The following is a 25,569-nucleotide window of genomic DNA, read 5'->3' on the forward strand; positions in this document are numbered from 1 at the left end:
TGCTCTTCGTCTGGATCTATCAGCGCTTCTGAGTCAGTGCCCGACGCTCGAACTCGACGATGCGCTGGCGGTAGTGCTCGATGGTCTGCGCGGTCAACACGCTGCGCTGGTCATCCTTGAGCTCGCCGTCGAGTTCATGGGCCAACTTGCGCGCCGCAGCCACCATCACATCGAAGGCCTGCTTCGGATGACGTGGGCCTGGCAGCCCCAGGAAGAAGCTCACCGCACGGGTGCTGAAATGGTCGATGTCGTCCAGGTCGAAGATGCCCGGCTTGACCGCGTTGGCCATGGAGAACAGCACCTCACCGTGACCGGCCATGCTTTCGTGGCGGTGGAAGATGTCCATCTCACCGAAGCGCAGGCCGCTCTCGAGAATGTTCTGCAGCAGCGCCGGACCTTTGAAGCCGCCTTCGTCGCGGGAAATCACGCTGATCACCAGCACTTCCTCGACCGGGGGCAGCTCCTTGGCGGCATTGCCAGAGGCGGCGAAACCATTGTGGCGGTTGTTGTCGGCAGCGAAGTCTTCTTCGCTGTCGGCGAACAGATCCGGCTCGCGGGGTTCGGCAGCCAGGTTCAAGTCGCCCTGGGACGCATCGGCGGCACGCTTGCTACGTTTGCTCGCCTTGGCAGGCTTGGGTTCGCGCTCGCGTTCGCGTTCACGCGTCGGGGCACTCATCGAAGGCAGGTCGCTTTCGTCGAGTTCGGGTTCTTTGTGGGTTTCCAGTACCCGGGCTGGGCCCAGCACCTCCGCACTGCCTTCGTCGTCAGGCAGGTTGGAGTAGCTGCGATCCAGGCGGAATTTCAGCTTGCCTTTACCGCCGCGCATACGGCGCCAGCCGTCGAAAAGAATACCGGCGATGACAATGATGCCGATGACGATCAGCCACTCGCGCAGACCGATTTCCATGTAATCCCGTGCCTCTATAAAAATATGCTTGAAAACAAAGGGTTCAAAGCCCTTTAACACGTGGCGCCAACTCTATGTTCTGACAGGCGTTTTACCCACGCAAAAAACGAGTGACATTAAGCTAGCACGACCAAAGACAACTTTACACCGTCTGTCGCTCGTGGCGGGGCATTTCCCTGCACAATTGTGCACAAGTACTCGCCTCAGGCGTCGACCATGGCCAACGCCTCCTCCACATCCACGGCCACAAGACGTGAGCAGCCAGGCTCATGCATGGTCACCCCCATCAATTGATCCGCCATTTCCATGGCGATCTTGTTATGGGTGATGTAAATGAATTGCACACTTTCACTCATTTCCTTGACCAGGCGGGCGTAGCGCCCGACGTTGGCATCGTCCAGCGGGGCATCGACCTCGTCGAGCATGCAGAACGGTGCGGGGTTCAATTTGAAGATGGCAAACACCAGCGCCAATGCGGTCAGTGCTTTCTCGCCGCCGGACAGCAGATGGATCGTGCTGTTCTTCTTGCCCGGCGGACGCGCCATGATCGTCACCCCTGTATCGAGTAGATCTTCGCCCGTCAGTTCCAGGTAAGCGCTGCCGCCACCGAAAACTTTTGGAAAAAGTGCCTGTAATCCGGCATTTATCTGATCAAAGGTATCCTTGAAGCGGTTGCGGGTTTCCTTGTCGATCTTGCGGATGACGTTTTCCAGGGTCTCCAGCGCCTCGACCAGATCGGCGTCCTGGGCATCGAGGTAGCGCTTGCGCTCGGACTGCTGCTCGTACTCTTCGATAGCGGCGAGGTTGATTGCCCCCAGGCGCTGAATCCGCGCCTCAATCTGTTCCAACTCTTGCTCTGTACCCTGCTCGCTGGCTTCGGCTTCCAGGGTGGCGAGCACTCCTTGCAGGTCGTAGCCGTCGGCCAGCAGTTGCTCCTGCAGGGTCTTGCGGCGCACGTCCAGGCCCTGGCACTCCAGGCGCATCTGCTCCAACTGACCGCGCAGCAACTGGGCCTGCTGTTCGGCCTGGGTGCGGCGGCGTTCGGCATCGCGCAAGGCGCGGTCGGCTTCATCCATGTGCAGGCGGGCCTGGCGCATTTCCTCATCGACGCCCATGCGCTGCTCCAGCAGGGCTTCGAGCTTCATGCGCAGCTCCTCCAGCGGCGCCTCGCCCTCCTCCAGGTTCAGACTCAACTGCTCCTGGCGCTCGGTCAGGCGTGCGGCTTGCTGTTCCAGGCGCTCGAGGGCCTGGCGGGTGGAATCATGCTGGGCACGCAACGAACCCAGGCGCACGGCCAACTGATGGGCATGATCCTTGTGCTGGCGGGCTTCCTGGCGCACGCGGTCGAGGCTCTCGCGCAAGGAATCGCGGCGCGCCATCAATTGTTCACGCTGCTCGGTGTCCTGAGCCATCAGGTCCAAGGCTTCCTGCAGCAGCAGGCGTGACTCGCCCAGTTGTTCGTGCTCCAGCGCGCGCTGCTCCTGGAGCTCGTGCTGTTCTTCCTGGAGACGGCGCAGGCGCAACTGGAGCTGTTCGGCACGGGCCTGGGCAGCTGACAGGCCGGCCTTGAGTTCACCATGCTGACGCCCCTCCTCCTGGGTACGGCGGCGCAGTTGCTCACGCTGTTCTTCCAGGTCGAGCTGCTGATCGCGCAGGGTTTGCAACTGCGCCTCCAGTTGCGCCAGCGCGGCCTCCTGCTCACGCTGTTCCTGGCTCAGGCGCTCGATCTCCTGGCCACGGGCCAATACCCCACCCTCTGCATCGCCACCACGGCTGACGCGCAAGAAGTGCCGACCTACCCAGTAGCCATCGCGACTGACCAGGCTCTGACCCTCGACCAGCGATTCACGCAGGTCCAATGCCTGGGCCAGATTCTCGACGGGCCGGACCTGGGCCAACCAGGGCGCGAGGTCGGTACGCCCCTCGACTTTGTCGAGCAGGCTGCCCGGCTGGCGCGGCCCCTCGCCTTGGGCCAGCAGCAGGCGCAACTCGCCCTGCTGCAGCTCGGTGAAATCGAGGCGGCTGAACCCGTCTACCAACACCGCCTGCAGATCCGCACCGAGCACTGTTTCCACGGCCAGTTCCCAACCCGGCTCGACCCGTAGCCCCTCGGCCAGACGCGGACGCTGCGCCAGGCCTTGGTCACGCAGCCAGTCACCAGCGCCTGCGGCAGGTTCCAGGGCTGCCTGCTGCAAGGCCTCCAGCGAAGCCAGGCGCCCACCTAGGCGCTGGACCTCGCCCTGAGCCTGCTGCTGGGCGCGGGTGGCCTGCTGCAATTGTTCACGCAGCGCCTCCAGACGTTCGACCACCTGTTCTTCGGACACCTGCAACGCTTCGAGCGCCAACTCGCTGCTGGCCAACTGCTCGGCCAGTTCGAGCATGGCGGCATCCTGCGGATCGGCGCCCATCTGCTCCTGTTCTTCAGCGAGCTTGCGCTGGCGCTCGGCCAGGCGTTCCAGGCTGGCCTCCAACTGCTGCAGGCGCGACTGCTGCACTTCGGCCTGGCGCCGCGGCTCAGCGGAGCGGCTATTGAAGGCGTCCCACTGCTCCTGCCAGCCGTGCATGCCCTGCTCGGCTTCTTCAAGGGTGGCTGCGGCTTCTTCGGCGGCAGCCAGGGTCAACTCTTGCTCGGGCTCGAGCATCTGCAGCTCTTCGCCCAGGGTGGCCAACAAGGTGCGGTCATGACCGAGGTGCGATTCGGTCTCCAGGCGCGTGCGCTCGGCCTCCTTGAAATCGTCCTGCAACTGGCGCAAGCGCTGCTGGCCGTGCTGGATGCTCTGTTCGACCCGGGCGATGTCACCGGCCACCGAATAGAAGCGGCCCTGGACCTGATTGAAGCGCTCGGACAATTCGTGGTGGCCGTCGCGCAGCCGTTCGATGCTGGCATCGGCGTTGCGCTGCTCGGCGACCAAGGCCTCGTGGGCGACGCCCTGATCACCGATCACCGCTTCGCGCTGACGCACGCGGTCGTCCAGGTCGCGCCAGCGCAACGCCGACAGACGCGCCTTGAGCTGGCGCTCCTGGGCCTTGTACTCGCGGTATTTCTCGGCAGCCTGGGCCTGGCGGTGCAGGCGTTCGAGCTGGCGCTCGAGCTCTTCGCGCAGGTCGGTCAGGCGCGCCAGGTTTTCCTGGGTGCGACGGATGCGACTCTCGGTCTCGCGGCGGCGCTCCTTGTACTTGGAAATGCCCGCCGCTTCCTCGATGAAGTTGCGCAGCTCCTCGGGCTTGGCCTCGATCAGCTTGGAGATCATGCCCTGCTCGATGATCGAATAGCTGCGCGGGCCGAGTCCGGTGCCCAGGAAGATGTCGGTAATGTCCCGGCGCCGGCACTTGGTGCCATTGAGGTAGTAGGTGTTCTGCCCGTCGCGGGTCACCTTGCGGCGAATCGAGATCTCGGCGTAGGCCGCGTACTCACCGACCAGGGTGGTTTCGCTGTTGTCGAACACCAGTTCGATGCTCGCCTGGCTGACGGGCTTGCGGCTGGTGGAGCCGTTGAAGATGACGTCGGTCATCGACTCGCCGCGCAGGTTCTTCGCCGAACTCTCGCCCATCACCCAGCGCACGGCATCGATGATATTGGACTTTCCGCAACCGTTAGGGCCCACCACAGCGGCCATGTTGCTGGGAAAATTGACCGTGGTCGGGTCGACGAACGACTTGAACCCGGCCAGCCGTATGCACTTCAGGCGCATCGGTCAGCCTCGGGCCAGCGCGGCCAGCACCAGTTCGCAACTGCGCTGGCTGTAGGCGCTGAGTACCTCGCGGATGCGCGGCAGGTCACGAGCGACCACGGCGTCGAGCAGGCGGGCGAACAGTTCCAGGTAATCGACCATGTTCGCCTGGCGCTGGTCCAGAGCCAGGTAATAGGCACGACTCATGGCCGGTTGCAGGTTCTCGACGGTTTCCTGCAGGTATGGGTTGTCGGCGAACGGATAAGCGGCGCGCATCACCGCGAAGCTGTCGGCGACGAAGGCTTTTATGTCCTGCCGATCACAGGCGTGCTGCAGGCGCTGCTGGATGTCCAGGAAGGGGCGCAGATCGGAGTCCAGGCGCCATTTTTGTGCAACGGCATTGCCCAGCAGAATGTAGAACTCACCCATCAAGGTGCAGAGGCTGCGTACCTTGTGCTCACTCAGCTCGGTCACATGGGCGCCTCGGCGCGGCACGATCGCGATCAGATGACGACGTTCGAGGATCAACAGCGCCTCGCGCACCGAGCCACGGCTGACGTCGAGGGCCTGGGTAACCTTCAACTCCTGGATGCGCTCACCGGGCGCGAGTTCGCCACGGATGATCCGCTCGGCCAGGTAGTCGGCGATCTGCTCGGAGAGGCTGTCCGGCGCCTTGAACGTCATGGTTTTCCTTCAAAATCATTGGACTGGGCACTAAAGGAGCGATTGTAGCGCACTTGGCCAGCACGCGCGCAGAGGGTCTTCGCGCTTTATTCGACCGGCGCGCAGCGGGTGATTACGGCGCGATCTATGCTTGGTAAAGGGACAGCAACAGGCCGTTGGGCAAGGGCTCGGGCATTTTCTTGACCTTTGAGTCAGAAAAATATTGACCAAGACGTCAGCTCTGCTTAGAGTCCGCTCAACAACAATAAAACCATTGCGAGGCCATCCCCGTGATCCAGTTTCTCGTCAACCAGGAGCTGCGCCGAGAGCACGCCCTGGACCCGAACATGACGGTGCTGCAGTACTTGCGTGAGCACCTGGGCAAACCCGGCACCAAGGAAGGCTGCGCCAGCGGCGACTGCGGTGCCTGCACCGTGGTGGTGGGCGAACTGACCCAGGACGAACAGGGCCAGGACAGCCTGCGCTACCGCAGCCTGAACTCGTGCCTGACCTTCGTTTCGGCCTTGCACGGCAAGCAGCTGATCAGCGTCGAAGGCCTCAAGCATCAAGGTGAACTGCACAGCGTGCAACGCGCCATGGCCGACTGCCATGGCTCGCAATGCGGCTTCTGCACACCGGGCTTCGTAATGTCGCTGTTCGCCCTGCAAAAGAACAGCAACAGCCATGACCTGCACCGCGCCCAGGAAGCCCTGGCCGGCAACCTGTGCCGCTGCACCGGCTATCGACCGATCCTCGACGCAGCCGAACAGAGCTGCCGCCAGCCCTGCAAGGACCAATTCGACGCCCAGCAAGCGCAGACCATCAGCCGCCTCAAAGCCATCGCCCCGACCCAGACCGACGAGCTCAACAGCGGTGACAAGCGCTGCCTGGTGCCACTGACCGTCGCCGACCTGGCCGAGCTATACAGCTCGCACCCGGAGGCGCGCCTGCTGGCCGGTGGTACCGATCTGGCGCTGGAAGTCACCCAGATGCACAAGACCTTGCCGGTGATGATCTACGTCGGCCACATCGCCGAACTCAAGCGCATCGAAACGACCAGCAGCCACCTGGAGATCGGTGCGGCCACCCCGCTCACCGACTGCTATGCCGCACTCGACGCCGAATACCCCGACTTCGGCGCCCTGCTGCACCGCTTCGCCTCGCTGCAGATCCGCAACCAGGGCACCCTCGGTGGCAACATCGGCAACGCCTCGCCGATCGGCGACTCGCCACCCTTGCTGATCGCCCTGGATGCGCAGATCGTCCTGCGCCAGGGTGAGCGTCAGCGCACGATGCCGCTGGAAGACTACTTCATCGACTACCGCATCACCGCCCGCCAGGACAGCGAGTTCATCGAGAAGATCATCGTTCCTCGCGCCAGCAATGACTGGGCGTTCCGCGCCTATAAAGTCTCCAAACGCCTGGATGACGATATTTCCGCGGTGTGCGGCGCCTTCAACCTGAGCATCGAAGACGGCGTGGTCAGCGGCGTGCGCATCGCCTTCGGCGGCATGGCCGCGATTCCCAAGCGCGCCCGTGCCTGTGAAGCCGCCCTGCGCGGCAAGCCGTGGACGCAGGCCAGCATCGAACGCGCCTGCCAGGCCCTGGCCGAGGACTTCACCCCGCTCAGCGATTTCCGCGCCAGCTGCGAGTACCGCCTGCTGACCGCGCAGAACCTGCTGCGCAAGTACTTCATCGAACAGCAAACACCGCACATCGAGACCCGGGTGACCGCTTATGTCTAACCATCACGCAGCCAAGAGCCAGGCCGAGATGGCCGAACTGTTCAGCCAGGACCTGGCCACCGGGGTCGGGCGCAGCCTCAAGCACGACAGTGCCGACAAGCACGTGGCCGGCGAGGCGGTGTACATCGACGATCGCCTGGAATTCCCCAACCAGTTGCACGTGTATGCGCGCACCGCAGACCGCGCCCACGCCCGCATCCTGCGTATCGACACCACACCGTGCTATGCCTTCGAGGGCGTACGCATCGCCATCACCCACGAAGACATCCCCGGCCTAAAGGACATCGGCCCTGTGGTGGCCGGCGACCCGTTGCTGGCCATCGACAAGGTCGAATTCTTCGGCCAGCCGGTGCTCGCAGTCGCCGCCCGCGACCTGGACACCGCGCGCCGCGCGGCCATGGCAGCCATCGTCGAGTACGAGGACCTGGAGCCGGTGCTGGACGTCGTGGAAGCGCTGCGCAAACAACACTTCGTGCTCGACAGCCACACCCACCAGCGTGGCGATTCGGCCAGCGCTCTGGCCAGTGCGCCGCACCGCCTGCAAGGCACCCTGCACATCGGCGGCCAGGAGCACTTCTACCTGGAAACGCAGATTTCCTCGGTGATGCCCACCGAGGACGGCGGCATGATCGTCTACTGCTCCACGCAGAACCCCACCGAGGTACAGAAGCTGGTCGCCGAAGTGCTCGACGTGCCGATGAACAAGGTGGTGCTGGACATGCGCCGCATGGGCGGCGGCTTTGGCGGCAAGGAAACCCAGGCGGCAAGCCCGGCCTGCCTGTGCGCGGTGATCGCGCGCCTGACCGGCCAGCCCACCAAGATGCGCTTGCCACGGGTCGAAGACATGACCATGACCGGCAAGCGCCACCCGTTCTATGTCGAATACGACGTCGGCTTCGACGACGAAGGACGCCTGCACGGCATCAACATGGACCTGGCCGGCAATTGCGGCTACTCGCCCGACCTGTCCGGTTCGATCGTCGACCGCGCCATGTTCCACTCCGACAACGCCTACTACTTGGGCGATGCCACCGTGCACGGTCACCGCTGCAAGACCAATACCGCCTCCAACACCGCCTACCGCGGCTTCGGTGGACCCCAGGGGATGGTCGCCATCGAGCAGGTAATGGACCATATCGCCCGCCACCTGGGACGCGATCCACTGGCCGTGCGCAAGGCCAACTACTACGGCAAGACCGAGCGCAACGTCACTCACTACTACCAGACCGTCGAGCACAACATGCTCGAAGAGATGACCGCCGAGCTGGAGGCCAGCTGCGACTATGCCGAGCGCCGCGAGTCGATCCGTCGCTTCAACGCCAACAGCCCGGTGCTGAAGAAAGGCCTGGCGCTGACGCCCGTCAAGTTCGGCATCTCGTTCACCGCCACTTTCCTCAACCAGGCCGGTGCGCTGATCCACATCTATACCGACGGCAGCATCCACCTCAACCACGGCGGCACCGAGATGGGCCAGGGTCTGAACACCAAGGTCGCACAAGTGGTGGCGCAAGTGTTCCAGGTCGACTTCAGCCGCATCCAGATCACCGCCACCAACACCGACAAGGTGCCCAACACCTCGCCCACGGCCGCCTCCAGTGGTGCCGACCTGAACGGCAAGGCCGCGCAGAACGCCGCCGAGATCCTCAAGCGGCGCCTGACCGAGTTCGCCGCCCGGCATTACCAGGTCACCGAAGAGGACGTCGAGTTCCGCAACGGCCATGTGCGGGTGCGCGACCAGATCGTCAGCTTCGAGCAGTTGGTGCAACTGGCTTACTTCGCCCAAGTCTCGCTGTCGAGCACCGGGTTCTACCGCACGCCGAAGATCTACTACGACCGCAACCAGGCGCGTGGTCGACCGTTCTACTATTTCGCCTTCGGCGCCGCCTGCGTCGAGGTGATCGTCGATACCCTGACCGGCGAGTACAAGATGCTGCGCGCCGACATCCTCCACGACGTCGGCGACTCGCTGAACCCAGCCATCGACATTGGCCAGGTCGAGGGCGGCTTCATTCAAGGCATGGGCTGGCTGACCACCGAGGAGTTGGTGTGGAATGCCAAGGGCAAGCTGGTCACCAATGGCCCGGCCAGCTACAAGATCCCGGCCGTGGCCGACATGCCGCTGGACCTGCGGGTGAAGCTGGTGGAGAACCGCAAGAACCCCGAGGACACGGTGTTCCATTCCAAGGCCGTGGGCGAGCCGCCGTTCATGCTCGGCATCGCTGCCTGGTGCGCGATCAAGGATGCCGTGGCGAGCATCGCCGATTACCGCGTGCAGCCGCAGGTGGACGCACCGGCGACGCCGGAGCGGGTGTTGTGGGGCTGTGAGCAGATGCGCAAGGCCCAGGCCCTGCAGCAACCGGCCGAGCCGGAACTGGAAACCGTGACCCACTGACAGCGAGGAACCCTGTAGGAGCGGGCTTGCCCGCGAATGCAATGCTGGGCTCACCGCCCTCTTCGCGGGCAAGCCCGCTCCCACAGGGTCCGCAGCGTGACTTAGAGAGGTTGCATCATGCACCAATGGATCAACGCCCTCGCCGACCACCAATCCCGTGGCGAAGCCTGCGTCCTGGTGACCATTATCGAGGAACGCGGTTCGACGCCGCGCAACGCGGGCTCGAAGATGGTCGTCAGCGCCACGGCGCTGTTCGATACCATCGGCGGCGGGCACCTGGAATACAAGGCCCTGCACATCGCCCGGCAGATGCTCGCCGAACACCGCACCACCCCGCACCTGGAGCGCTTCAGCCTGGGCGCGAGCCTGGGCCAGTGCTGCGGCGGCGTGACCGTGCTGCTGTTCGAACCGATGGCCGCGGTGCAGGCGCAGATTGCAGTGTTCGGCGCGGGCCATGTGGGGCGCGCTCTGGTACCCTTGCTCGCCGCGCTGCCCTGCCGCGTACGCTGGATCGATTCGCGCGAGCAGGAGTTTCCCGCGCTCATTCCCGAGGGGGTGACCCAGGTGGTCAGCGACGACCCGGTCGACGAAGTGGCCGAGCTGCCTGCCGGCAGCTACTGCATCGTCATGACCCATAACCATCAGCTCGACCTGGAGCTGACCGCCGCCATCCTCAAGCGCAACGATTTCACCTGGTTCGGCCTGATCGGCTCGAAGACCAAACGGGTCAAGTTCGAGCATCGCTTGCGCGAGCGCGGCTACGACGATGCCGTGATGGCGCGCATGCGATGCCCCATGGGCCTGGCAGAGGTCAAGGGCAAGCTGCCGATCGAGATCGCCGTGTCCATCGCCGGGGAAATCATCGCCACCTACAACGCCTGCTTCGGCCAGCACGATGCTGGCGCCAACGCCGGCCCCATTGCCCAGTTGCTGCCGCCCTCCCGGCGCAGCCAAGCCATTTGACGAGTGAGTTATGACCGCTACCCGCAAAGCCTACCGTGCCGCCATCCTGCACAGCATCGCCGACCCGGCCGAGGTGGGCCTGGACGCTTCCCATGAGTACTACGAAGACGGCCTGCTGGTGGTCGACGATGGCCGCATCAGCGCACTGGGCGCCGCCAGCGAACTGCTGCCGACCCTGGACGCCGACATCGAGGTGGTGCATTACCAGAATGCGCTGATCACCCCTGGCTTCATCGATACCCACATTCATTTCCCACAGACCGGGATGATCGGCTCCTACGGCGAACAGCTACTGGACTGGCTCAACACCTACACCTTCCCCTGCGAGAAGCAGTTTGCCGACAAGGACCATGCCGACAAAGTGGCGGCCATCTTCATCAACGAGCTGCTGCGCAACGGTACCACCACCGCCCTGGTGTTCGGCAGCGTGCATCCGCAGTCGGTCAATGCCCTGTTCGAGGAGGCCGAACGCCTGGACCTGCGCATGATCGCCGGCAAGGTGATGATGGACCGCAACGCCCCCGACTACCTGACCGACACCGCCGAAACCAGCTACACCGAGAGCAAGGCGCTGATCGAGCGCTGGCATGGCAAGGGCCGCCTGCACTACGCCGTGACCCCACGATTCGCCCCCACCAGCACCCCGGAACAATTGGCCATGGCCGGCCAATTGCTCAAGGAATACCCGGACCTCTACCTGCACACTCACTTGTCCGAGAACCTCAAGGAGATCGAGTGGGTCAAGGCCCTGTTCCCGAAACAGAATGGTTACCTGGACGTCTACGACCATTACGAGCTGCTCGGCGAGCGCTCGGTGTTCGCCCACGGCGTGCACCTGTGCGACGCAGAATGCCAGCGTCTGGCCGAAACCGGCTCGGCCGTGGCCTTCTGCCCCACGTCCAATCTGTTCCTCGGCAGCGGTCTGTTCAACCTGCCCCAGGCCGAGCGTTTCAAGGTCAATGTGGGCCTGGGTACCGACGTTGGGGCCGGCACCAGCTTCTCGCTGCTCAACACCTTGAACGAGGCCTACAAGGTCATGCAGCTACAGGGCGCACGTCTGCATCCTTACAAGTCATTGTACCTGGCCACCCTCGGCGGTGCCCGCGCCCTGCGCCTGGACGACCGCATCGGCAGCCTGCGCCCAGGTAACGATGCCGACTTCGTGGTGCTGGACTACAAGGCTACGCCGCTGTTGGACTACCGCATCCAGCAGTCCAACAGCATCGAGGAAACCCTGTTCGTGCTGACCACCCTGGGCGACGACCGTACGGTGCGTGAAACCTACGCCGCCGGTCGTCAGGTACATCAGCGTCAAGGCTGACGGGCCAACCCTCGGTACAAGGCGCCGCCAAGCGCGGCGCCAATCAACGGTGCAAGCCAGAACAGCCATAGCTGCTGCAGCGCCCAGCCACCGACGAACAGGGCCGGCCCGGTACTGCGCGCCGGGTTGACTGACGTGTTGGTCACCGGGATCGAGATCAGGTGGATCAGGGTCAAGGCCAAACCGATGGCGATCGGTGCCAGGCCGGCCGGCGCCCGGGTATCGGTAGCGCCCATGATCACCACCAGGAACATCGCCGTCATCACCACCTCGCTCACGAAGCCGGAGACCAGCGAGTAGCCACCTGGGGAGTGCTCGGCGTAGCCGTTCGAGGCAAGCCCCGCCGACAATTCGAAACCGGCCTTGCCGCTGGCTATGAAGTAGATCACCCCGGCAGCCAGCACCGCGCCGATCACCTGGGCGATCACGTAGGGCAGCAGTTCCTTGGCCGGGAAGCGCCCACCCACTACCAGCCCGAACGACACGGCAGGATTGAGATGACAACCGGAGATATGACCGATGGCGAACGCCATGGTCAGCACCGTGAGGCCGAAGGCGAAGGCGACACCGAGCACGCCGATGCCGACCGGGGAGCTGGCTGCCAGCACTGCGCTGCCGCAACCACCGAGAACCAACCAGAAGGTGCCGATCAGTTCGGCACCCATGCGCGTACCCAGAGACATGGTCATGGAACCTTCCTCAAGTAGTTGTCCGCAATTAATGCGCAAGCCCAACTGCTTGATGAAGGTTTGCCCACAAGAATTTAGCAGACCTTCAGCTGATGACCAGTGACACGAAGGGGCCGCTTCGAACCCCATCGCCGGCAAACGTTCAACCCTTGGCGGAGACCTTGGGCTTTTTCTGCAAAAGGTGCGAAAACACCGCGTGCAGATCGTCCGAGGCACTTTCCTCGTCGAGATTGAGCTTACTGTCGATGTGGTCCATGTGGTGCATCATCAGGCTCACCGCCTGCTGCGCATCGCGCGCCTCGATGGCGTCGATCAACTGCATGTGCTCGTCGTACGAGCAATGGGAGCGGTTGCCGCTTTCGTACTGGGCGATGATCAACGACGTCTGCGACACCAGGCTGCGCTGGAAGCTCACCAGCGGAGCGTTACCCGCCGCCTCGGCCAGCTTCAGGTGGAACTCGCCGGACAGCCGAATGCCCGCGCCTCGATCGCCACGGGAGAAACTGTCCCGCTCTTCGCGAACCATCTGGCGCAGCTCGTTGAGTTGCTCGGGGGTGGCGTGCTGTACGGCCAGTTCGGTGATGGCGCGTTCGACCATGCGCCGCGAGAAGAACACCTGGCGTGCTTCCTCGACCGTTGGGCTGGCCACCACCGCGCCGCGATTGGGGCGCAGCAGCACCACGCTTTCGTGGGCCAAGCGCGACAGGGCGCGACGGATGATGGTGCGGCTGACGCCGAAGATCTCGCCCAGCGCTTCCTCGCTCAACTTGGTGCCAGGTGCCAGGCGCTGCTCGAGGATGGCCTCGAAAATATGCGCATAGACGATGTCGTCCTGGGTACCGCTACGGCCGGCCTTGCCAGTGCGCGCAGGTTTCTTCAGAGGTTGCAGCTGTTCGTTCATGGGCTCTCGAGCACAAAGGATCCGCCAGTCCAGCCTCGACTGTAATGCCTGTCGGAGGGTGGTTGGCAAGTCCTGATGAAAAATGAAGGACCAAGGTATGGCGCCATTGTACACAGGCGGAACCCTTTCTGCAGGCCACCTTTTACTTATATAGCCGTTGTACCAAGGTTTGCGCGAACAAAAGATAAAACATTATTTGCATTCTTTGTACACAAAAGCATAATCCAACGAGCAACTTCCTGACCAAGAAGTCAACAAATCGGTCGGGCGTCTGCCTTCCCTCGTGGAGCCACCAAGTGCGTAGCGCAGGCCAATGGTTCCAAAACAACAAGAAAGACTTGAGGAGTAACGCTGTGGAAACCCGCAAATCAGAAGCCCCGACGTTGGATCTCTCCCCACCGCTCGAAACGAGCTGGCTGGAGCGAATCTTCAAACTCAAGCAACACGGCAGCACCGTACGCACCGAACTGATCGCCGGGGTGACCACGTTCATCACCATGGCGTACATCATCTTCGTCAACCCCAACATCATGGCCGACGCCGGCATCGATCACGGCGCGGCCTTCGTCGCCACCTGCATCGCCGCAGCGCTGGGCTGCCTGCTCATGGGCCTGTACGCCAACTGGCCAGTAGGCCTGGCGCCGGGCATGGGCCTGAACGCGTTCTTCACCTATACCGTGGTCGGCACCATGGGCTACAACTGGGAAACGGCGCTGGGGGCGGTATTCGTCTCCGGCGTGCTGTTCATGTTCCTGACCTTGTCGAAAGTGCGCGAGTGGCTGCTCAACAGCATTCCGGTCAGCCTGCGCCATGCCATGGGGGCCGGCGTCGGATTGTTTCTCGGACTGATCGGCCTGAAAACCGCGGGCATCATCGTCGACAGCCCGGCCACGCTGATCAAGCTCGGCTCGCTGCACGAGCCTGGCCCGCTGCTGGCTGCCCTGTGCTTCCTGATGATCGCCATCCTCAGCTACAAGCGGGTGTTCGGCGCCATCCTCATCAGCATCATCGGCGTGACCCTGGCCGGCTGGGGCCTGGGGCTGGTGAAGTTCGGCGGAGTCATATCGATGCCGCCGAGCCTGGCGCCGACCTGGATGGCCATGGACGTGGCCGGCGTGTTCAACGTCAGCATGATCAGCGTGGTGCTGGCATTCCTGTTCGTGCACATGTTCGATACCGCCGGCACCCTGATGGGCGTAGCGCAGCGCGCCAACCTGGTGGCTCCGGACGGACGCATCGAAAACCTTTCACGGGCGCTGAAGGCCGACAGTGCCTCGAGCGTGTTCGGTGCCGTGGTCGGTGTGCCGCCTGTAACCAGCTATGTCGAAAGTGCCGCGGGTGTGGCGGCGGGCGGTCGCACCGGCCTCACCGCGGTGGTGGTCGGGATCCTGTTCATCGCCGCCATGTTCTTTGCACCGCTGGCCGGCATGATCCCCGCCTACGCGACTGCCGGTGCGCTGATCTATGTGGCGATGCTGATGATGGGCAGCATGGCGCACATTCACTGGGATGAAGCCACCGACAGCATCCCGGCGATCGTCACGGTGATCATGATGCCGCTGACCTTCTCGGTGGCCGACGGCATTGCCCTGGGCTTCATCAGCTATGTGGCGCTGAAGGCAGGAACCGGCAAGTACAAGGAAATCTCCGCCAGCCTGTGGGTGCTGTGCGCGATCTTCATCGCCAAGTTCGTGTTTCTCTGAACCCAGCCACACACACGAAGGGCGTCTCGGCGCCCTTCGTTCGTTTCCATTGCCTGTAACGGCTCTTTCGCGGGACAAGCCCGCTCCCACAGGATGACACCAGACCGAAGGACTGCGATGAACCTGTGGGAGCGGGCTTGCCCGCGAAGAGGCCAGCACAGACACCACAAAACCCATAGACGAAAAAAAGCCCGCCAGTGTGAGAGCGGGCCAAGGACCTACGAAGATTCTTCTAGCGACCAACTAGCTTCCACGATAGGTCGAATAGCTGTACGGCGAAATCAGCAGCGGCACGTGGTAGTGGTCCTGCTGCTCATCGATGCCGAAACGCAGCACGACAACATCAAGAAACGCCGGCTCCGGCAACTGCACGCCACGGGCGCGGTAGTAAGCGCCGGCGCTGAACTGGAGTTGGTAGACGCCGGTGCGGTAATCCTCACCTTGCAGCAACGGCGCATCGACGCGGCCATCGCTGTTGGTCAGGGCAGTGTTCACCAGTTCCAGCTGCTGGCCTTCGACACGATACAGCTCGACCTTGATCGCGCTGCCCGGGCAGCCGTGAGCGGCATCCAATACGTGTGTGGTCAAACGTCCCATTTGCTTGTCGCCTCTTGTTCAATCTGTGGGCAAAAAATACACAGCCTTCGCACCAGCACAGGGCATGCGCCGAGCGGGAATGACCTCATTAAGACATTTCGTCGAAATATTGTACACAATTTTTTGATCCCATCTGTCGCACGCCCTGCAAACCGGCCATTCGCGGCAAATATAGGCAGTGTGAGCGCGCCATTCTCATTAGCTGACCAATCAGGCAGGTTTCTTGCAATGCATTCGAAGCCGCCCTTCAGGCGACAAAAGGGCAGAAATGCGGAAAAACAGGCTTACAAAAGATTTTAGAAGTTGTATACAATCAGCCCATCCGGTGGTGCGACATCCCGACGCGGCTCGCCCACCCCGCACTAACGCACAAGAAGGAAGATAGCAGTGAGCGCTGACTACCCTCGCGACCTGATTGGTTACGGCAACACCCCACCTCACCCGCAGTGGCCGGGCAATGCCCGCATCGCGCTGTCTTTCGTGCTGAACTACGAAGAAGGTGGCGAGCGCAATATCCTGCATGGCGACAAGGAGTCCGAGGCCTTCCTCTCCGAGATGGTCGCTGCCCAGCCGCTGCAAGGCGTGCGCAACATGAGCATGGAGTCGCTCTACGAATACGGCAGCCGCGCCGGCGTGTGGCGCTTGCTCAAGCTGTTCAAGGACAGTGGCGTGCCGCTGACCATCTTCGCCGTGGCCATGGCCGCCCAGCGCCATCCTGACGTGATCCGCGCCATGGTCGAGGCCGGCCACGAGATCTGCAGCCACGGCTACCGCTGGATCGACTACCAGTACATGGACGAGGCCCAGGAGCGCGAGCACATGCTCGAGGCCATCCGCATCCTCACCGAACTCACCGGCGAGCGCCCGCTGGGCTGGTACACCGGCCGCACCGGCCCGAACACCCGCCGCCTGGTGATGGAAGAAGGTGGTTTCCTCTACGACAGCGACACCTACGACGACGACCTGCCCTACTGGGAGCCGAACAACCCGACCGGCAAGCCGCACCTGGTGATCCCTTACACCCTCGACACCAATGACATGCGCTTCACCCAGGTGCAGGGCTTCAACTGCGGCGAGCAATTCTTCCAGTACCTCAAGGACGCCTTCGACGTGCTGTACGCCGAAGGCAGCGAAGCACCGAAGATGCTCTCCATCGGCCTGCACTGCCGACTGGTCGGCCGCCCTGCTCGCCTGGCCGCGCTCAAGCGCTTCATCGACTACGCCAAGAGCCACGAGCAGGTCTGGTTCGCCCGTCGCGTGGACATCGCCCGCCACTGGCACGCCACCCACCCGTACAAGAAAGAGAACGCCTGATGACCGCCTTCAAGACCCTCAAACCATCGACCCTGGACCGTGACACCTTCGTCCGCGCCTTCGCCGACATCTACGAGCACTCGCCGTGGGTCGCCGAGAAAGCCTACGACCTGGGCCATCTGGGCGAGCTGGACGAGATCGAGGCGCTGCACCAGCGCATGAGCGACATCCTGCTCAGCGCCAGTCACGGCGAGCAACTGGCGTTGATCAATGCGCACCCGGACTTGGCCGGCAAGGCGGCGATCCAGGGCGAACTGACCGAGTCGAGCACCAATGAACAGGCTGGCGCCGGCATCCACCAGTGCACCGCCGAGGAGTTCGCCCGCTTCACCGAACTGAACGATGCCTACAAGGCCAAATTCCAGTTCCCGTTCATCATGGCGGTCAAGGGCAGCAATCGGCACCAGATCCTCGCCGCCTTCGAAAAACGCATCCACAACGATACCGATGCCGAGTTCAAGGAAGCCCTGGCGCAGATCAACCTGATCGCCCTGTTCCGCCTGCTGCAGCTTTGAGGGCCAGGCGCAGGCATGGCCCGAGTGCGTGACGCGAACGCACCCAGGGCCTGGCCTGCCAGCCGGTCCACCCTATTGAAGAACAACGAACATAAAAGAGAGACCCGCATGCGCACCCTGATGATCGAGCCCCTGACCAAAGAAGCCTTCGCCCCCTTCGGTGACGTGATCGAAACCGATGGCAGCGATCACTTCATGATCAACAACGGTTCGACCATGCGCTTCCACAAGCTCGCCACGGTCGAGACCGCCGAGCCCGAGGACAAGGCCATCATCAGCATCTTCCGCGCCGATGCGTTGGAGATGCCATTGACGGTACGCATGCTGGAACGCCATCCGCTGGGCAGCCAGGCTTTCATTCCGCTGCTCGGCAACCCCTTTCTGATCGTGGTCGCGCCAGTTGGCGATGCACCTGTATCAGGTTTGGTCCGAGCCTTCCGCAGCAACGGCAGGCAGGGCGTTAATTACCATCGCGGCGTCTGGCACCACCCGGTGCTGACGATCGAAAAGCGGGATGACTTCCTGGTGGTTGATCGCAGTGGTTCCGGCAACAACTGCGACGAGCATTACTTCACCGAGGAACAGATGCTGATCCTCAATCCCCACCAATAAGAAAAGGTCGATCATCGTTTGGTGATTGGCATGAGGTACATACTGTGGAAGCACACCTTCACGAATGGCTGAACCTGAGCATTCGCTGGGTTCACATGATCACCGGTGTCGCCTGGATCGGTGCATCGTTCTACTTCGTCTGGTTGGAAAACAACCTCAACCGCAGCAGCCCGCGCGATGGGCTATCGGGTGACCTCTGGGCCATCCACGGCGGGGGTATCTACCACCTGGAGAAGTACAAGCTGGCGCCGCCGAAAATGCCCGAGAACCTGCATTGGTTCAAATGGGAAGCCTACTTTACCTGGATGTCCGGGATCGCCCTGCTGTGCGTGGTGTTCTACTGGAACCCGACCCTCTACCTGCTCGCTCCCGGCAGCACCCTGAGCGGCGCCGAAGGCGTGGCCATCGGTATCGGATCGTTGGTCGCCGGCTGGTTCATCTACGACTTCCTGTGCGACTCGCCGCTGGGCAAGAAACCTGCCTTGCTCGGCGCCGTGCTGTTCGTCCTGATCATCGCTGCCTGCTTCGGCTTCAGCCTGGTGTTCAGCGGTCGTGGTGCCTACCTGCACACCGGTGCGATCATCGGCACCATCATGGTCGGCAACGTGTTCCGCATCATCATGCCGGCCCAGCGCCAACTGGTGGCGGCGATCGAGAACAACACCACTCCCGATCCGGTGCTGCCGGCCAAGGGTCTGCTGCGTTCGCGCCACAACAACTACTTCACCCTGCCGGTGCTGTTCATCATGATCAGCAACCACTTCCCGAGCACCTACGGCAGTCAGTACAACTGGTTGATCCTGGCCGGCATCGCGGTGGCAGCGGTATTGATCCGTCACTACTTCAACACCCGCCACGACAGCAACAAGTACGCCTGGACCTTGCCCGTCGGCGCCCTGGCGATGATCTGCCTGGCCTATGTCACCGGTCCCAAGCCGCTGCCCATGGCGCCTGAGCAGGCTGCGGCAAAGATCGAGTACCAGCCGCTGCCCGCCACCGCCGTTGGCGGCAAGACCGCCGCCGAGCTGCGCGCCGAGGAAGCCGCCAAGGCCGCCCAAGCGCCTGCCGCACCCGCCCAGGCCCCGGCCGAGGCCACTGCCCAGGCTGGCGGCGATACCTTCGACAAGATCCACAGCGTCATCCAGGAACGCTGCACCGTGTGCCACTCGTCCAAACCGACCAGCCCACTGTTCAGCGCCGCCCCTGCCGGCGTGATGTTCGACACCCCGCAACAGATCCAGGCCCAGGCCGCGCGCATCCAGGCGCAAGCGGTCGCCAGCCAGATCATGCCGCTGGGCAACATCACCCAGATGACCACCGAGGAGCGCAAGCTGGTCGGTGAGTGGATCGCCAAGGGCGCCCCGGTCAACTGACTGCAAGCTGCAAGCAATCAAGCTACACGCAAGCATCGAGCGCCAGCACCGAGTGCAGGCTTCAAGCGGATCACGAGCTTTCTTGAAGCTTGCCGCTTGCAGCTTGCAGCTCGCGCTGATCGCTTGGATCCGAGAATAAAAACAAGACTCGAGGTGCTGCATGTCCCAGTTACGCCAAGCGCACATACCCGTCGCCCCCCCGCGACAGCCCCTGCCCTTGTTCCAATTGCTCCTGGTTGGCCTGCAACATGTGCTGCTGATGTATGGCGGCGCCATCGCCGTCCCTTTGATCATCGGCCAGGCCGCCGGTCTTTCCCGTGAAGAAGTCGCTTTTCTGATCAACGCCGACTTGCTCGTCGCCGGGGTCGCCACCATCATCCAGTCGTTCGGTATCGGCCCGGTCGGAATCCGCATGCCGGTGATGATGGGTGCGAGCTTTGCCGCCGTCGGCAGCATGGTGGCCATGGCCGGCATGCCCGGCGTAGGCCTGCAGGGGATCTTCGGCGCGACCATCGCTGCCGGTTTCTTCGGCATGCTGATCGCACCCTTCATGTCCAAGGTCGTACGCTTCTTCCCACCCCTGGTCACTGGCACGGTGATCACCTCGATCGGCCTGTCGCTGTTCCCGGTCGCGGTCAACTGGGCCGGTGGTGGCGCCGAGGCAGAGACCTTCGGCTCGCCGATCTACCTGCTGGTAGCCAGCCTGGTGCTGGCGGTGATCCTGCTGATCAACCGCTTCATGCGCGGCTTCTGGGTCAATGTGTCGGTACTGGTGGGCATGGGCCTGGGCTACATCCTGGCCGGTTCCATCGGCATGGTCGACCTCTCCGGGCTGAGCCAGGCACCATGGCTGCAAGTGGTCACGCCACTGCACTTCGGCATGCCGACGTTCAGCCTGGCGCCGATCCTCTCGATGTGCCTGGTAGTGGTGATCATCTTCGTCGAGTCCACCGGCATGTTCCTCGCCCTGGGCAAGGTCACCGACCGCGAAGTGACGCCAGGGATGCTGCGTCGCGGCCTGTTGTGCGACGCGGGTGCATCGTTCGTGGCAGGTTTCTTCAACACCTTCACCCACTCCTCGTTCGCCCAGAACATCGGCCTGGTACAGATGACCGGTGTGCGCTGCCGCTACGTCACGGTCATGGCCGGGGGTCTGCTGATCCTGCTCAGCCTGCTGCCCAAGGCCGCCTACCTGATCGCCTCGATCCCGCCAGCCGTACTGGGCGGCGCATCCATTGCCATGTTCGGCATGGTGACCGCCACCGGCATCAAGATCCTGCAGGAGGCGGACATCAGTGATCGACGCAACCAACTGCTGGTGGCGGTGAGTGTCGGCTTTGGCCTGATCCCGGTAGTCCGTCCGGAGTTCTTCGCGCAGATGCCGCAGTGGATGGAACCGATCACCCACAGCGGTATCGCCATGGCGACGATCAGCGCCCTGGTGCTCAACGTGTTGTTCAACATCCTCGGTGGCGCCGACCGCGCCGCGCACAACGAGGTCTGTCAGCAACATTGAGCCGGAGGGGCGACCACTCCGGTCGCCCCGCCCTACCCCCGTTTCGACATCATCGACCCACTTGGATGGGCCGTACGGGGCTGGCTCGCGCACAAAAAATGCCAACAACGATAAGTCTGGGAACCACGACATGAAGCGCATCACCTCGTCCCTGCTGCTGGGCAGCAGCCTGCTGGCCACCCTACCCGCCCACGCCGGCGAATGGCTGCAATGGCACGGCGAAAGCCTGACCTACCTGTATGGCAAGGATTTCAAGGTCAACCCACGTATCCAGCAGACCATTACCTTCGAGCACGCCAACAAGTGGAAGTACGGCGACACCTTCATGTTCGTCGACAAGATTTTCTACAACGGGCAAGCCGATGCCAGCAAAGGCGTGACCACCTACTACGGCGAATTCAGCCCACGCCTGTCGTTCGGCAAGATCTTCGACCGCAAGCTCGCTTTCGGTCCGGTCAAGGACGTACTGCTGGCCATGACCTATGAACGCGGCGAAGGCGACAACGAGGCCTACCTGATCGGTCCCGGCTTCGACCTGGCGATCCCTGGCTTCAATTATTTCACCCTCAACTTCTACGTGCGCAACACCGAGGGCAGCCGCCCGGGCGATAACGTCTGGCAGATCACTCCGGCCTGGTCCTACACCATTCCCGTGGGTAAGTCCGACATCCTGATCGACGGTTACATGGACTGGGTGGTGGACAACGACCAGACCCGCCGTGGCACTTACCACGCCAATCTGCAGTTCAACCCACAGGTCAAGTATGACCTGGGCAAAGCCCTCGACCTGGGCGCCAAGCAACTGTACGTGGGCATCGAATACAGCTACTGGAAGGACAAGTACGGCATCGACAGCCGCGGCAACATCGACAGCAACCAGAGCGTCACCAGCGCCCTGGTGAAAGTGCACTTCTAGGAAACTGACCGAACGCCCAACTTTGTTCCAGCGTGCTCCAGGACGGAGCACTTGAGGCCAGGCGCGCAAGTGAGTAATCTGCGCGCCCCCTCGATCAGGGCAGGAGGGATTCTGCCCGCGTTAGCTGACCGCTCGGTCAATGAATACGGGCGGTTGGTGGATGTGTTGCCAGCCTGAAAGACCCTTTTCATCGGTGCAGAACGACGTCGAGCAGGACGGTTGCCGCTAACCCGGAAAGTTGGCGCAACTCTTGCCAAACAGCTGTGGCCAATCGAAAAAAGCTGACTACAAAGACAAAAAAACAGCGCCATCACAAAGCGCTGACAACTGATCACCCAGGAGCGATTTCTACAATGCGTACCCTCAACAGCCTCATTCTCGCGGGCGGCCTGCTGGCCTGCGGCACCACCTTCGCCGGCGACCTGCTGCAGTGGCAGAACAACAGCCTGACCTACCTCTGGGGCAAGAACTTCAAGGTCAATCCGGAGACCCAGCAGACCTTCACCTTCGAGCACGCCGACGGCTGGAAATACGGCGACAACTTCTTCTTCATCGACAAGATCTTCTACCAGGGCAAGAAGGACGCCGGTAACGGCCCGAACACCTATTACGGCGAGTTCAGCCCCCGCTTGTCGTTCGGCAAGATCTTCGACCAGAAACTCGAGTTCGGCCCGGTCAAGGACGTGCTGCTGGCGATGACCTACGAATTCGGCGAGGGGGATTCCGAGTCCTACCTGATCGGCCCGGGCTTCGACCTGGACATCCCAGGCTTCGACTACTTCCAGCTGAACTTCTACCAGCGCACCACCGATGGCAGCCGCGCCGGTGATAACGTCTGGCAGATCACCCCGGTTTGGTCCTACACCATCCCGGTCGGCTCCTCCGACGTACTGATCGATGGTTTCATGGACTGGGTGGTAGACAACGACGAGAACCGTCACGGCACCTACCAGGCCAACCTGCACTTCAACCCGCAGATCAAGTACGACCTGGGCAAGGCCCTGCACCTGGGCGAGAAGCAGTTGTACGTAGGTATCGAGTACGACTACTGGAAGAACAAGTACGGGATCAAGGATTCCGATGCGTTCACCACCGACCAGAACACCGCGAGCCTGCTGGTCAAGGTTCACTTCTGACGCAATGCCTGGGGCTGCCTTGCAGCCCCAGCCCTCCCCCTCAATTTGCAGGCCGCAGCGCCCGCCACAACTTGCCTGCAACCCCCACTACCGCCAGCACCACGGCCCCGGCCAGCACACCGGCCACTCCATTGAGCAGGCCGCTGGTCAGCATGCCACCCCGTCCTTCGCTGAACGCTTCGATGGCATGATGAAGCGGTGCGATTCCGTGCACCAGAATCCCCCCACCGACCAGGAACATCGCCGCGGTACCGATCACCGACAGTCCCTTCATCATGTAAGGGGCGGCGCGCAGGATGGCGTTGCCGACTGCCTGAAGCGTCTTCGAGGTTTTCTGGCTCATCCACAAGCCCAGATCATCGAGCTTGACGATGCCGCCTACCAGGCCATACACGCCAATGGTCATGACGATCGCAATCCCCGTCAGGACGATGATCTGCTGGCTCAACGGCGCATCGGCCACAGTGCCCAGGGTGATCGCGATGATCTCTGCCGAGAGGATGAAATCGGTGCGCACCGCCCCCTTGATCTTGGTCTTCTCGAACGCCACCAAGTCGACCTTGCTATCGGCCAGTGCCTCTCTGCGCGCCGCATGCTGGGCCTGGTCTTCTTCCTGGCTGTGCAGAAACTTGTGTGCCAGCTTCTCGAAGCCCTCGAAACACAGGTAAGCCCCGCCCAGCATCAACAACGGTGTGACCGCCCAGGGAATGAAGGCGCTGATCAACAGCGCCGCCGGCACCAGGATCGACTTGTTGACGAACGAGCCCTTGGCCACCGCCCACACCACCGGGATCTCCCGTTCGGCGCGCACACCCGTGACCTGCTGGGCATTGAGTGCAAGGTCATCGCCCAACACGCCTGCGGTCTTTTTCGCCGCTACCTTGGTCATCAGCGACACGTCGTCGAGCATCGTGGCGATGTCGTCGATCAGTACCAGTAGACTGCTTCCTGCCATGTTTGCCATTTCCAAAAGAAGTGAATGGGCCGGATTCTAGCCCAAAGCCGCTGCCTTGAGCCGCCGTCGGGCCCGGTGCTACCATGCCCGATCACCCTTAGAGGTGGCCAGACACGAGGAAGATCCCCGACAATGAGCACCATTCGCGAGCGCAACAAGGAACTGATCCTGCGCGCGGCCAGCGAGGAATTCGCCGACAAGGGCTTCGCCGCCACCAAGACCAGCGACATCGCGGCCAAGGCCGGCCTGCCCAAGCCGAACGTGTATTACTACTTCAAGTCCAAGGACAACCTCTACCGTGAGGTCCTGGAGAGCATCATCACGCCGATCATGCAGGCGTCGACGCCGTTCAATGCCGACGGTGACCCCAAGGAAGTGTTGAGCGCGTACATTCGCTCGAAGATCCGCATCTCCCGTGATCTGCCGTACGCTTCGAAGGTGTTCGCCAGCGAAATCATGCACGGTGCCCCGCACCTGTCGCCGAGCCAGGTGGCGCAGTTGAACGAGCAGGCGCGGCACAACATCGAGTGCATCCAGCACTGGATCGACCGGGGACAGATCGCCCATGTCGATGCCCATCACCTGATGTTCAGCATCTGGGCCGCGACCCAGACCTACGCCGATTTCGATTGGCAGATCTCAGCGGTGACCGGCAAGGCCAAGTTGGCCGACAGCGATTACGAAGCGGCTGCCGAGACCATCATTCGCATGGTGCTCAAGGGCTGTGAGCCTGAGGCTGCCTGAGGGTCGGCAGCGCTGGCCGCGGAAGATGTGTGTGGGGGCGGCGCTCGATACCCGCCCCCCACACCTCTACCGGCAGACACCCTCGGTACTACAGAATCAAGCCGCTACGCCAGCATCCGCCGTCAAGCCTGCCGCCTCGATGGCACTGATCGCACACTGCTCGTCGATATCCGATGTATCGCCACTGATCCCCACCGCCCCCAGCACCTTGCCGTCCTGACTACGAATCAGCACACCGCCCGGCGCCGGCACCACCGGCCGCTCACCTAAACCGTTCAACGCCGCGAAAAACGCGGGCCGCTGCTGCGCATCCAGCGCCAGCAAGCGCGAGCCCTTGCCCAGAGCAATTGCTCCCCAGGCCTTGCCGATGGCCACCTCCGGGCGGATCAGGCTGGCACCGTCCTCACGCTGCAATGCCAGCAGATGGCCACCGGCATCGAGTACCGCCACGGTCAACGGCGCTGCGTTGATCTTGCGGCCCGCCGCCAACGCGGCCGAGATCAGTCCGACCGCGACATCCAGGTTCAAAGCGTTCATGCAAAGGTCCTCTTCTTGTTGTGAGAAGCCCTGAGGGCAGTTGAAAACCGATCACTCAATAGAACACAACAGAAATAGTTTTTGTATACAATAATTTCAAACAAACGTATGCGATCACGCAAACGGCCGTTTTCCACCGCGCTCTAGCGAAACATTTTCTCTCCGATGAAAACCCATTGACCTGAGCCGGCAGGCGTGAATACACTTTGGCGCAACGCAAGTTGTATACAATTACAAAATCGATGAGGCACAAATCATGAGCAAAATGAGAGCAATCGATGCAGCCGTTCTGGTCATGCGCCGTGAAGGCGTAGAGACTGCGTTCGGCATTCCGGGGGCTGCCATCAACCCGCTGTACTCGGCCCTGAAGAAAGTCGGTGGCATCGATCACGTCCTCGC

The 25,569-nt window shown here is 62.5% G+C and carries 22 protein-coding genes; 14 read left to right on the forward strand and 8 right to left on the reverse strand.

Annotation, left to right across the window (positions count from 1 at the left end; translation table 11 throughout):
• Nucleotides 1-19: 19 nt before the first annotated feature.
• The 3 genes from zipA to E2H86_RS21620 all read right to left on the reverse strand — a co-directional run bounded on the left by zipA (nucleotide 20) and on the right by E2H86_RS21620 (nucleotide 5,262).
• Entirely contained in the window at nucleotides 20-907 is an 888-nt protein-coding gene (gene zipA / locus E2H86_RS21610) for a cell division protein ZipA (protein ID WP_133331546.1), read from the reverse strand.
• Between the two features lie 203 nt (nucleotides 908-1,110).
• On the reverse strand, nucleotides 1,111-4,599 hold the full coding sequence (smc, locus tag E2H86_RS21615; protein ID WP_133331548.1) for a chromosome segregation protein SMC: 3,489 nt from the start codon (nucleotides 4,597-4,599) through the stop codon (nucleotides 1,111-1,113).
• A 3-nt stretch (nucleotides 4,600-4,602) separates the two neighbouring features.
• On the reverse strand, nucleotides 4,603-5,262 hold the full coding sequence (locus tag E2H86_RS21620; protein ID WP_133331550.1) for a GntR family transcriptional regulator: 660 nt from the start codon (nucleotides 5,260-5,262) through the stop codon (nucleotides 4,603-4,605).
• Between the two features lie 269 nt (nucleotides 5,263-5,531).
• Here E2H86_RS21620 and xdhA point away from each other — a divergent pair, with 269 nt between their 5' ends.
• The 4 genes from xdhA (at nucleotide 5,532) to guaD (ending at nucleotide 11,662) form a co-directional block, all read left to right on the forward strand.
• Complete coding sequence (gene xdhA / locus E2H86_RS21625; RefSeq protein ID WP_133331552.1) at nucleotides 5,532-6,986, forward strand: xanthine dehydrogenase small subunit; 1,455 nt, start codon at nucleotides 5,532-5,534, stop codon at nucleotides 6,984-6,986.
• On the forward strand, nucleotides 6,979-9,378 hold the full coding sequence (gene xdhB, locus E2H86_RS21630) for a xanthine dehydrogenase molybdopterin binding subunit (protein ID WP_133331554.1): 2,400 nt from the start codon (nucleotides 6,979-6,981) through the stop codon (nucleotides 9,376-9,378). The genes xdhA and xdhB overlap by 8 nt, the downstream gene beginning before the upstream one ends.
• A 117-nt stretch (nucleotides 9,379-9,495) precedes the next feature.
• Nucleotides 9,496-10,341, forward strand: a complete 846-nt coding sequence (xdhC, locus tag E2H86_RS21635; RefSeq protein WP_133331556.1) for a xanthine dehydrogenase accessory protein XdhC — start codon at nucleotides 9,496-9,498, stop codon at nucleotides 10,339-10,341.
• 10 nt (nucleotides 10,342-10,351) lie between these two features.
• Entirely contained in the window at nucleotides 10,352-11,662 is a 1,311-nt protein-coding gene (gene guaD, locus E2H86_RS21640) for a guanine deaminase (protein WP_133331558.1), read from the forward strand.
• Here the strand turns inward: guaD and aqpZ are convergent.
• Complete coding sequence (aqpZ, locus tag E2H86_RS21645; protein ID WP_133331560.1) at nucleotides 11,653-12,351, reverse strand: aquaporin Z; 699 nt, start codon at nucleotides 12,349-12,351, stop codon at nucleotides 11,653-11,655. The genes guaD and aqpZ overlap by 10 nt on opposite strands.
• A 142-nt stretch (nucleotides 12,352-12,493) precedes the next feature.
• Nucleotides 12,494-13,252, reverse strand: coding sequence for a GntR family transcriptional regulator (locus E2H86_RS21650; RefSeq protein ID WP_133331561.1), 759 nt, complete (start codon nucleotides 13,250-13,252; stop codon nucleotides 12,494-12,496).
• Between the two features lie 353 nt (nucleotides 13,253-13,605).
• On the opposite strand from E2H86_RS21650, the gene E2H86_RS21655 reads away from it, so the two are divergent.
• Complete coding sequence (locus tag E2H86_RS21655; RefSeq protein WP_133331562.1) at nucleotides 13,606-14,955, forward strand: NCS2 family permease; 1,350 nt, start codon at nucleotides 13,606-13,608, stop codon at nucleotides 14,953-14,955.
• A 243-nt stretch (nucleotides 14,956-15,198) separates the two neighbouring features.
• Here E2H86_RS21655 and uraH read toward each other — a convergent pair whose 3' ends face one another.
• Nucleotides 15,199-15,552 carry a hydroxyisourate hydrolase gene (gene uraH / locus E2H86_RS21660; RefSeq protein ID WP_133331563.1) on the reverse strand — a complete coding sequence of 118 codons (354 nt, stop codon included), beginning with the start codon at nucleotides 15,550-15,552 and terminating at the stop codon, nucleotides 15,199-15,201.
• Between the two features lie 387 nt (nucleotides 15,553-15,939).
• Here uraH and puuE point away from each other — a divergent pair, with 387 nt between their 5' ends.
• The 7 genes from puuE (at nucleotide 15,940) to E2H86_RS21695 (ending at nucleotide 22,934) form a co-directional block, all read left to right on the forward strand.
• A complete protein-coding gene (puuE, locus tag E2H86_RS21665) occupies nucleotides 15,940-16,866 on the forward strand; it encodes an allantoinase PuuE (protein ID WP_133331564.1) in 927 nt (308 codons plus the stop codon).
• On the forward strand, nucleotides 16,866-17,381 hold the full coding sequence (uraD, locus tag E2H86_RS21670) for a 2-oxo-4-hydroxy-4-carboxy-5-ureidoimidazoline decarboxylase (RefSeq protein WP_133331565.1): 516 nt from the start codon (nucleotides 16,866-16,868) through the stop codon (nucleotides 17,379-17,381). The genes puuE and uraD overlap by 1 nt, the downstream gene beginning before the upstream one ends.
• A gap of 108 nt (nucleotides 17,382-17,489) precedes the next feature.
• Nucleotides 17,490-17,993: an ureidoglycolate lyase gene (locus tag E2H86_RS21675; protein WP_133331566.1), complete on the forward strand. Its 504-nt coding sequence runs from the start codon at nucleotides 17,490-17,492 to the stop codon at nucleotides 17,991-17,993.
• A gap of 44 nt (nucleotides 17,994-18,037) precedes the next feature.
• A complete protein-coding gene (locus E2H86_RS21680; protein ID WP_133331567.1) occupies nucleotides 18,038-19,366 on the forward strand; it encodes a urate hydroxylase PuuD in 1,329 nt (442 codons plus the stop codon).
• 160 nt (nucleotides 19,367-19,526) lie between these two features.
• Nucleotides 19,527-20,882 carry a nucleobase:cation symporter-2 family protein gene (locus tag E2H86_RS21685; protein ID WP_133331568.1) on the forward strand — a complete coding sequence of 452 codons (1,356 nt, stop codon included), beginning with the start codon at nucleotides 19,527-19,529 and terminating at the stop codon, nucleotides 20,880-20,882.
• Nucleotides 20,883-21,012: 130 nt separating this feature from the next.
• On the forward strand, nucleotides 21,013-21,798 hold the full coding sequence (locus tag E2H86_RS21690; protein WP_133331569.1) for an outer membrane protein OmpK: 786 nt from the start codon (nucleotides 21,013-21,015) through the stop codon (nucleotides 21,796-21,798).
• A 353-nt stretch (nucleotides 21,799-22,151) separates the two neighbouring features.
• Complete coding sequence (locus E2H86_RS21695; protein WP_133331570.1) at nucleotides 22,152-22,934, forward strand: outer membrane protein OmpK; 783 nt, start codon at nucleotides 22,152-22,154, stop codon at nucleotides 22,932-22,934.
• A 40-nt stretch (nucleotides 22,935-22,974) separates the two neighbouring features.
• On the opposite strand, the gene E2H86_RS21700 is transcribed toward E2H86_RS21695, so the two are convergent.
• The gene (locus tag E2H86_RS21700) at nucleotides 22,975-23,889 is read right to left on the reverse strand and encodes a DUF808 domain-containing protein (protein WP_133331571.1); all 915 of its coding nucleotides are present in this window, start codon (nucleotides 23,887-23,889) and stop codon (nucleotides 22,975-22,977) included.
• Nucleotides 23,890-24,021: 132 nt separating this feature from the next.
• Between E2H86_RS21700 and E2H86_RS21705 the strand changes: the two genes are divergently transcribed.
• A complete protein-coding gene (locus tag E2H86_RS21705; RefSeq protein ID WP_133331572.1) occupies nucleotides 24,022-24,633 on the forward strand; it encodes a TetR/AcrR family transcriptional regulator in 612 nt (203 codons plus the stop codon).
• A gap of 96 nt (nucleotides 24,634-24,729) precedes the next feature.
• Here E2H86_RS21705 and E2H86_RS21710 read toward each other — a convergent pair whose 3' ends face one another.
• Nucleotides 24,730-25,170, reverse strand: a complete 441-nt coding sequence (locus tag E2H86_RS21710) for a GlcG/HbpS family heme-binding protein (protein ID WP_133331573.1) — start codon at nucleotides 25,168-25,170, stop codon at nucleotides 24,730-24,732.
• Between the two features lie 256 nt (nucleotides 25,171-25,426).
• Here E2H86_RS21710 and E2H86_RS21715 point away from each other — a divergent pair.
• Nucleotides 25,427-25,569: thiamine pyrophosphate-binding protein (locus tag E2H86_RS21715; protein ID WP_133331574.1), on the forward strand; the 143-nt coding region annotated here is incomplete at its 3' end.

It is taken from the genome of Pseudomonas putida (assembly GCF_004357765.1).
GTDB classification, from domain to species: Bacteria; Pseudomonadota; Gammaproteobacteria; order Pseudomonadales; family Pseudomonadaceae; genus Aquipseudomonas; species Aquipseudomonas putida_U.

Coding starts and splice junctions, on each gene's coding strand:
- zipA (WP_133331546.1), bottom strand. CDS start 907: ATGGAAATCGGTCTGCGCGAGTGGCTGATCGTCATCGGCATCATTGTC.
- smc (WP_133331548.1), bottom strand. CDS start 4,599: ATGCGCCTGAAGTGCATACGGCTGGCCGGGTTCAAGTCGTTCGTCGAC.
- E2H86_RS21620 (WP_133331550.1), bottom strand. CDS start 5,262: ATGACGTTCAAGGCGCCGGACAGCCTCTCCGAGCAGATCGCCGACTAC.
- xdhB (WP_133331554.1), top strand. CDS start 6,979: ATGTCTAACCATCACGCAGCCAAGAGCCAGGCCGAGATGGCCGAACTG.
- xdhC (WP_133331556.1), top strand. CDS start 9,496: ATGCACCAATGGATCAACGCCCTCGCCGACCACCAATCCCGTGGCGAA.
- guaD (WP_133331558.1), top strand. CDS start 10,352: ATGACCGCTACCCGCAAAGCCTACCGTGCCGCCATCCTGCACAGCATC.
- aqpZ (WP_133331560.1), bottom strand. CDS start 12,351: ATGACCATGTCTCTGGGTACGCGCATGGGTGCCGAACTGATCGGCACC.
- E2H86_RS21650 (WP_133331561.1), bottom strand. CDS start 13,252: ATGAACGAACAGCTGCAACCTCTGAAGAAACCTGCGCGCACTGGCAAG.
- uraH (WP_133331563.1), bottom strand. CDS start 15,552: ATGGGACGTTTGACCACACACGTATTGGATGCCGCTCACGGCTGCCCG.
- uraD (WP_133331565.1), top strand. CDS start 16,866: ATGACCGCCTTCAAGACCCTCAAACCATCGACCCTGGACCGTGACACC.
- E2H86_RS21675 (WP_133331566.1), top strand. CDS start 17,490: ATGCGCACCCTGATGATCGAGCCCCTGACCAAAGAAGCCTTCGCCCCC.
- E2H86_RS21685 (WP_133331568.1), top strand. CDS start 19,527: ATGTCCCAGTTACGCCAAGCGCACATACCCGTCGCCCCCCCGCGACAG.
- E2H86_RS21690 (WP_133331569.1), top strand. CDS start 21,013: ATGAAGCGCATCACCTCGTCCCTGCTGCTGGGCAGCAGCCTGCTGGCC.
- E2H86_RS21695 (WP_133331570.1), top strand. CDS start 22,152: ATGCGTACCCTCAACAGCCTCATTCTCGCGGGCGGCCTGCTGGCCTGC.
- E2H86_RS21700 (WP_133331571.1), bottom strand. CDS start 23,889: ATGGCAGGAAGCAGTCTACTGGTACTGATCGACGACATCGCCACGATG.
- E2H86_RS21705 (WP_133331572.1), top strand. CDS start 24,022: ATGAGCACCATTCGCGAGCGCAACAAGGAACTGATCCTGCGCGCGGCC.
- E2H86_RS21710 (WP_133331573.1), bottom strand. CDS start 25,170: ATGAACGCTTTGAACCTGGATGTCGCGGTCGGACTGATCTCGGCCGCG.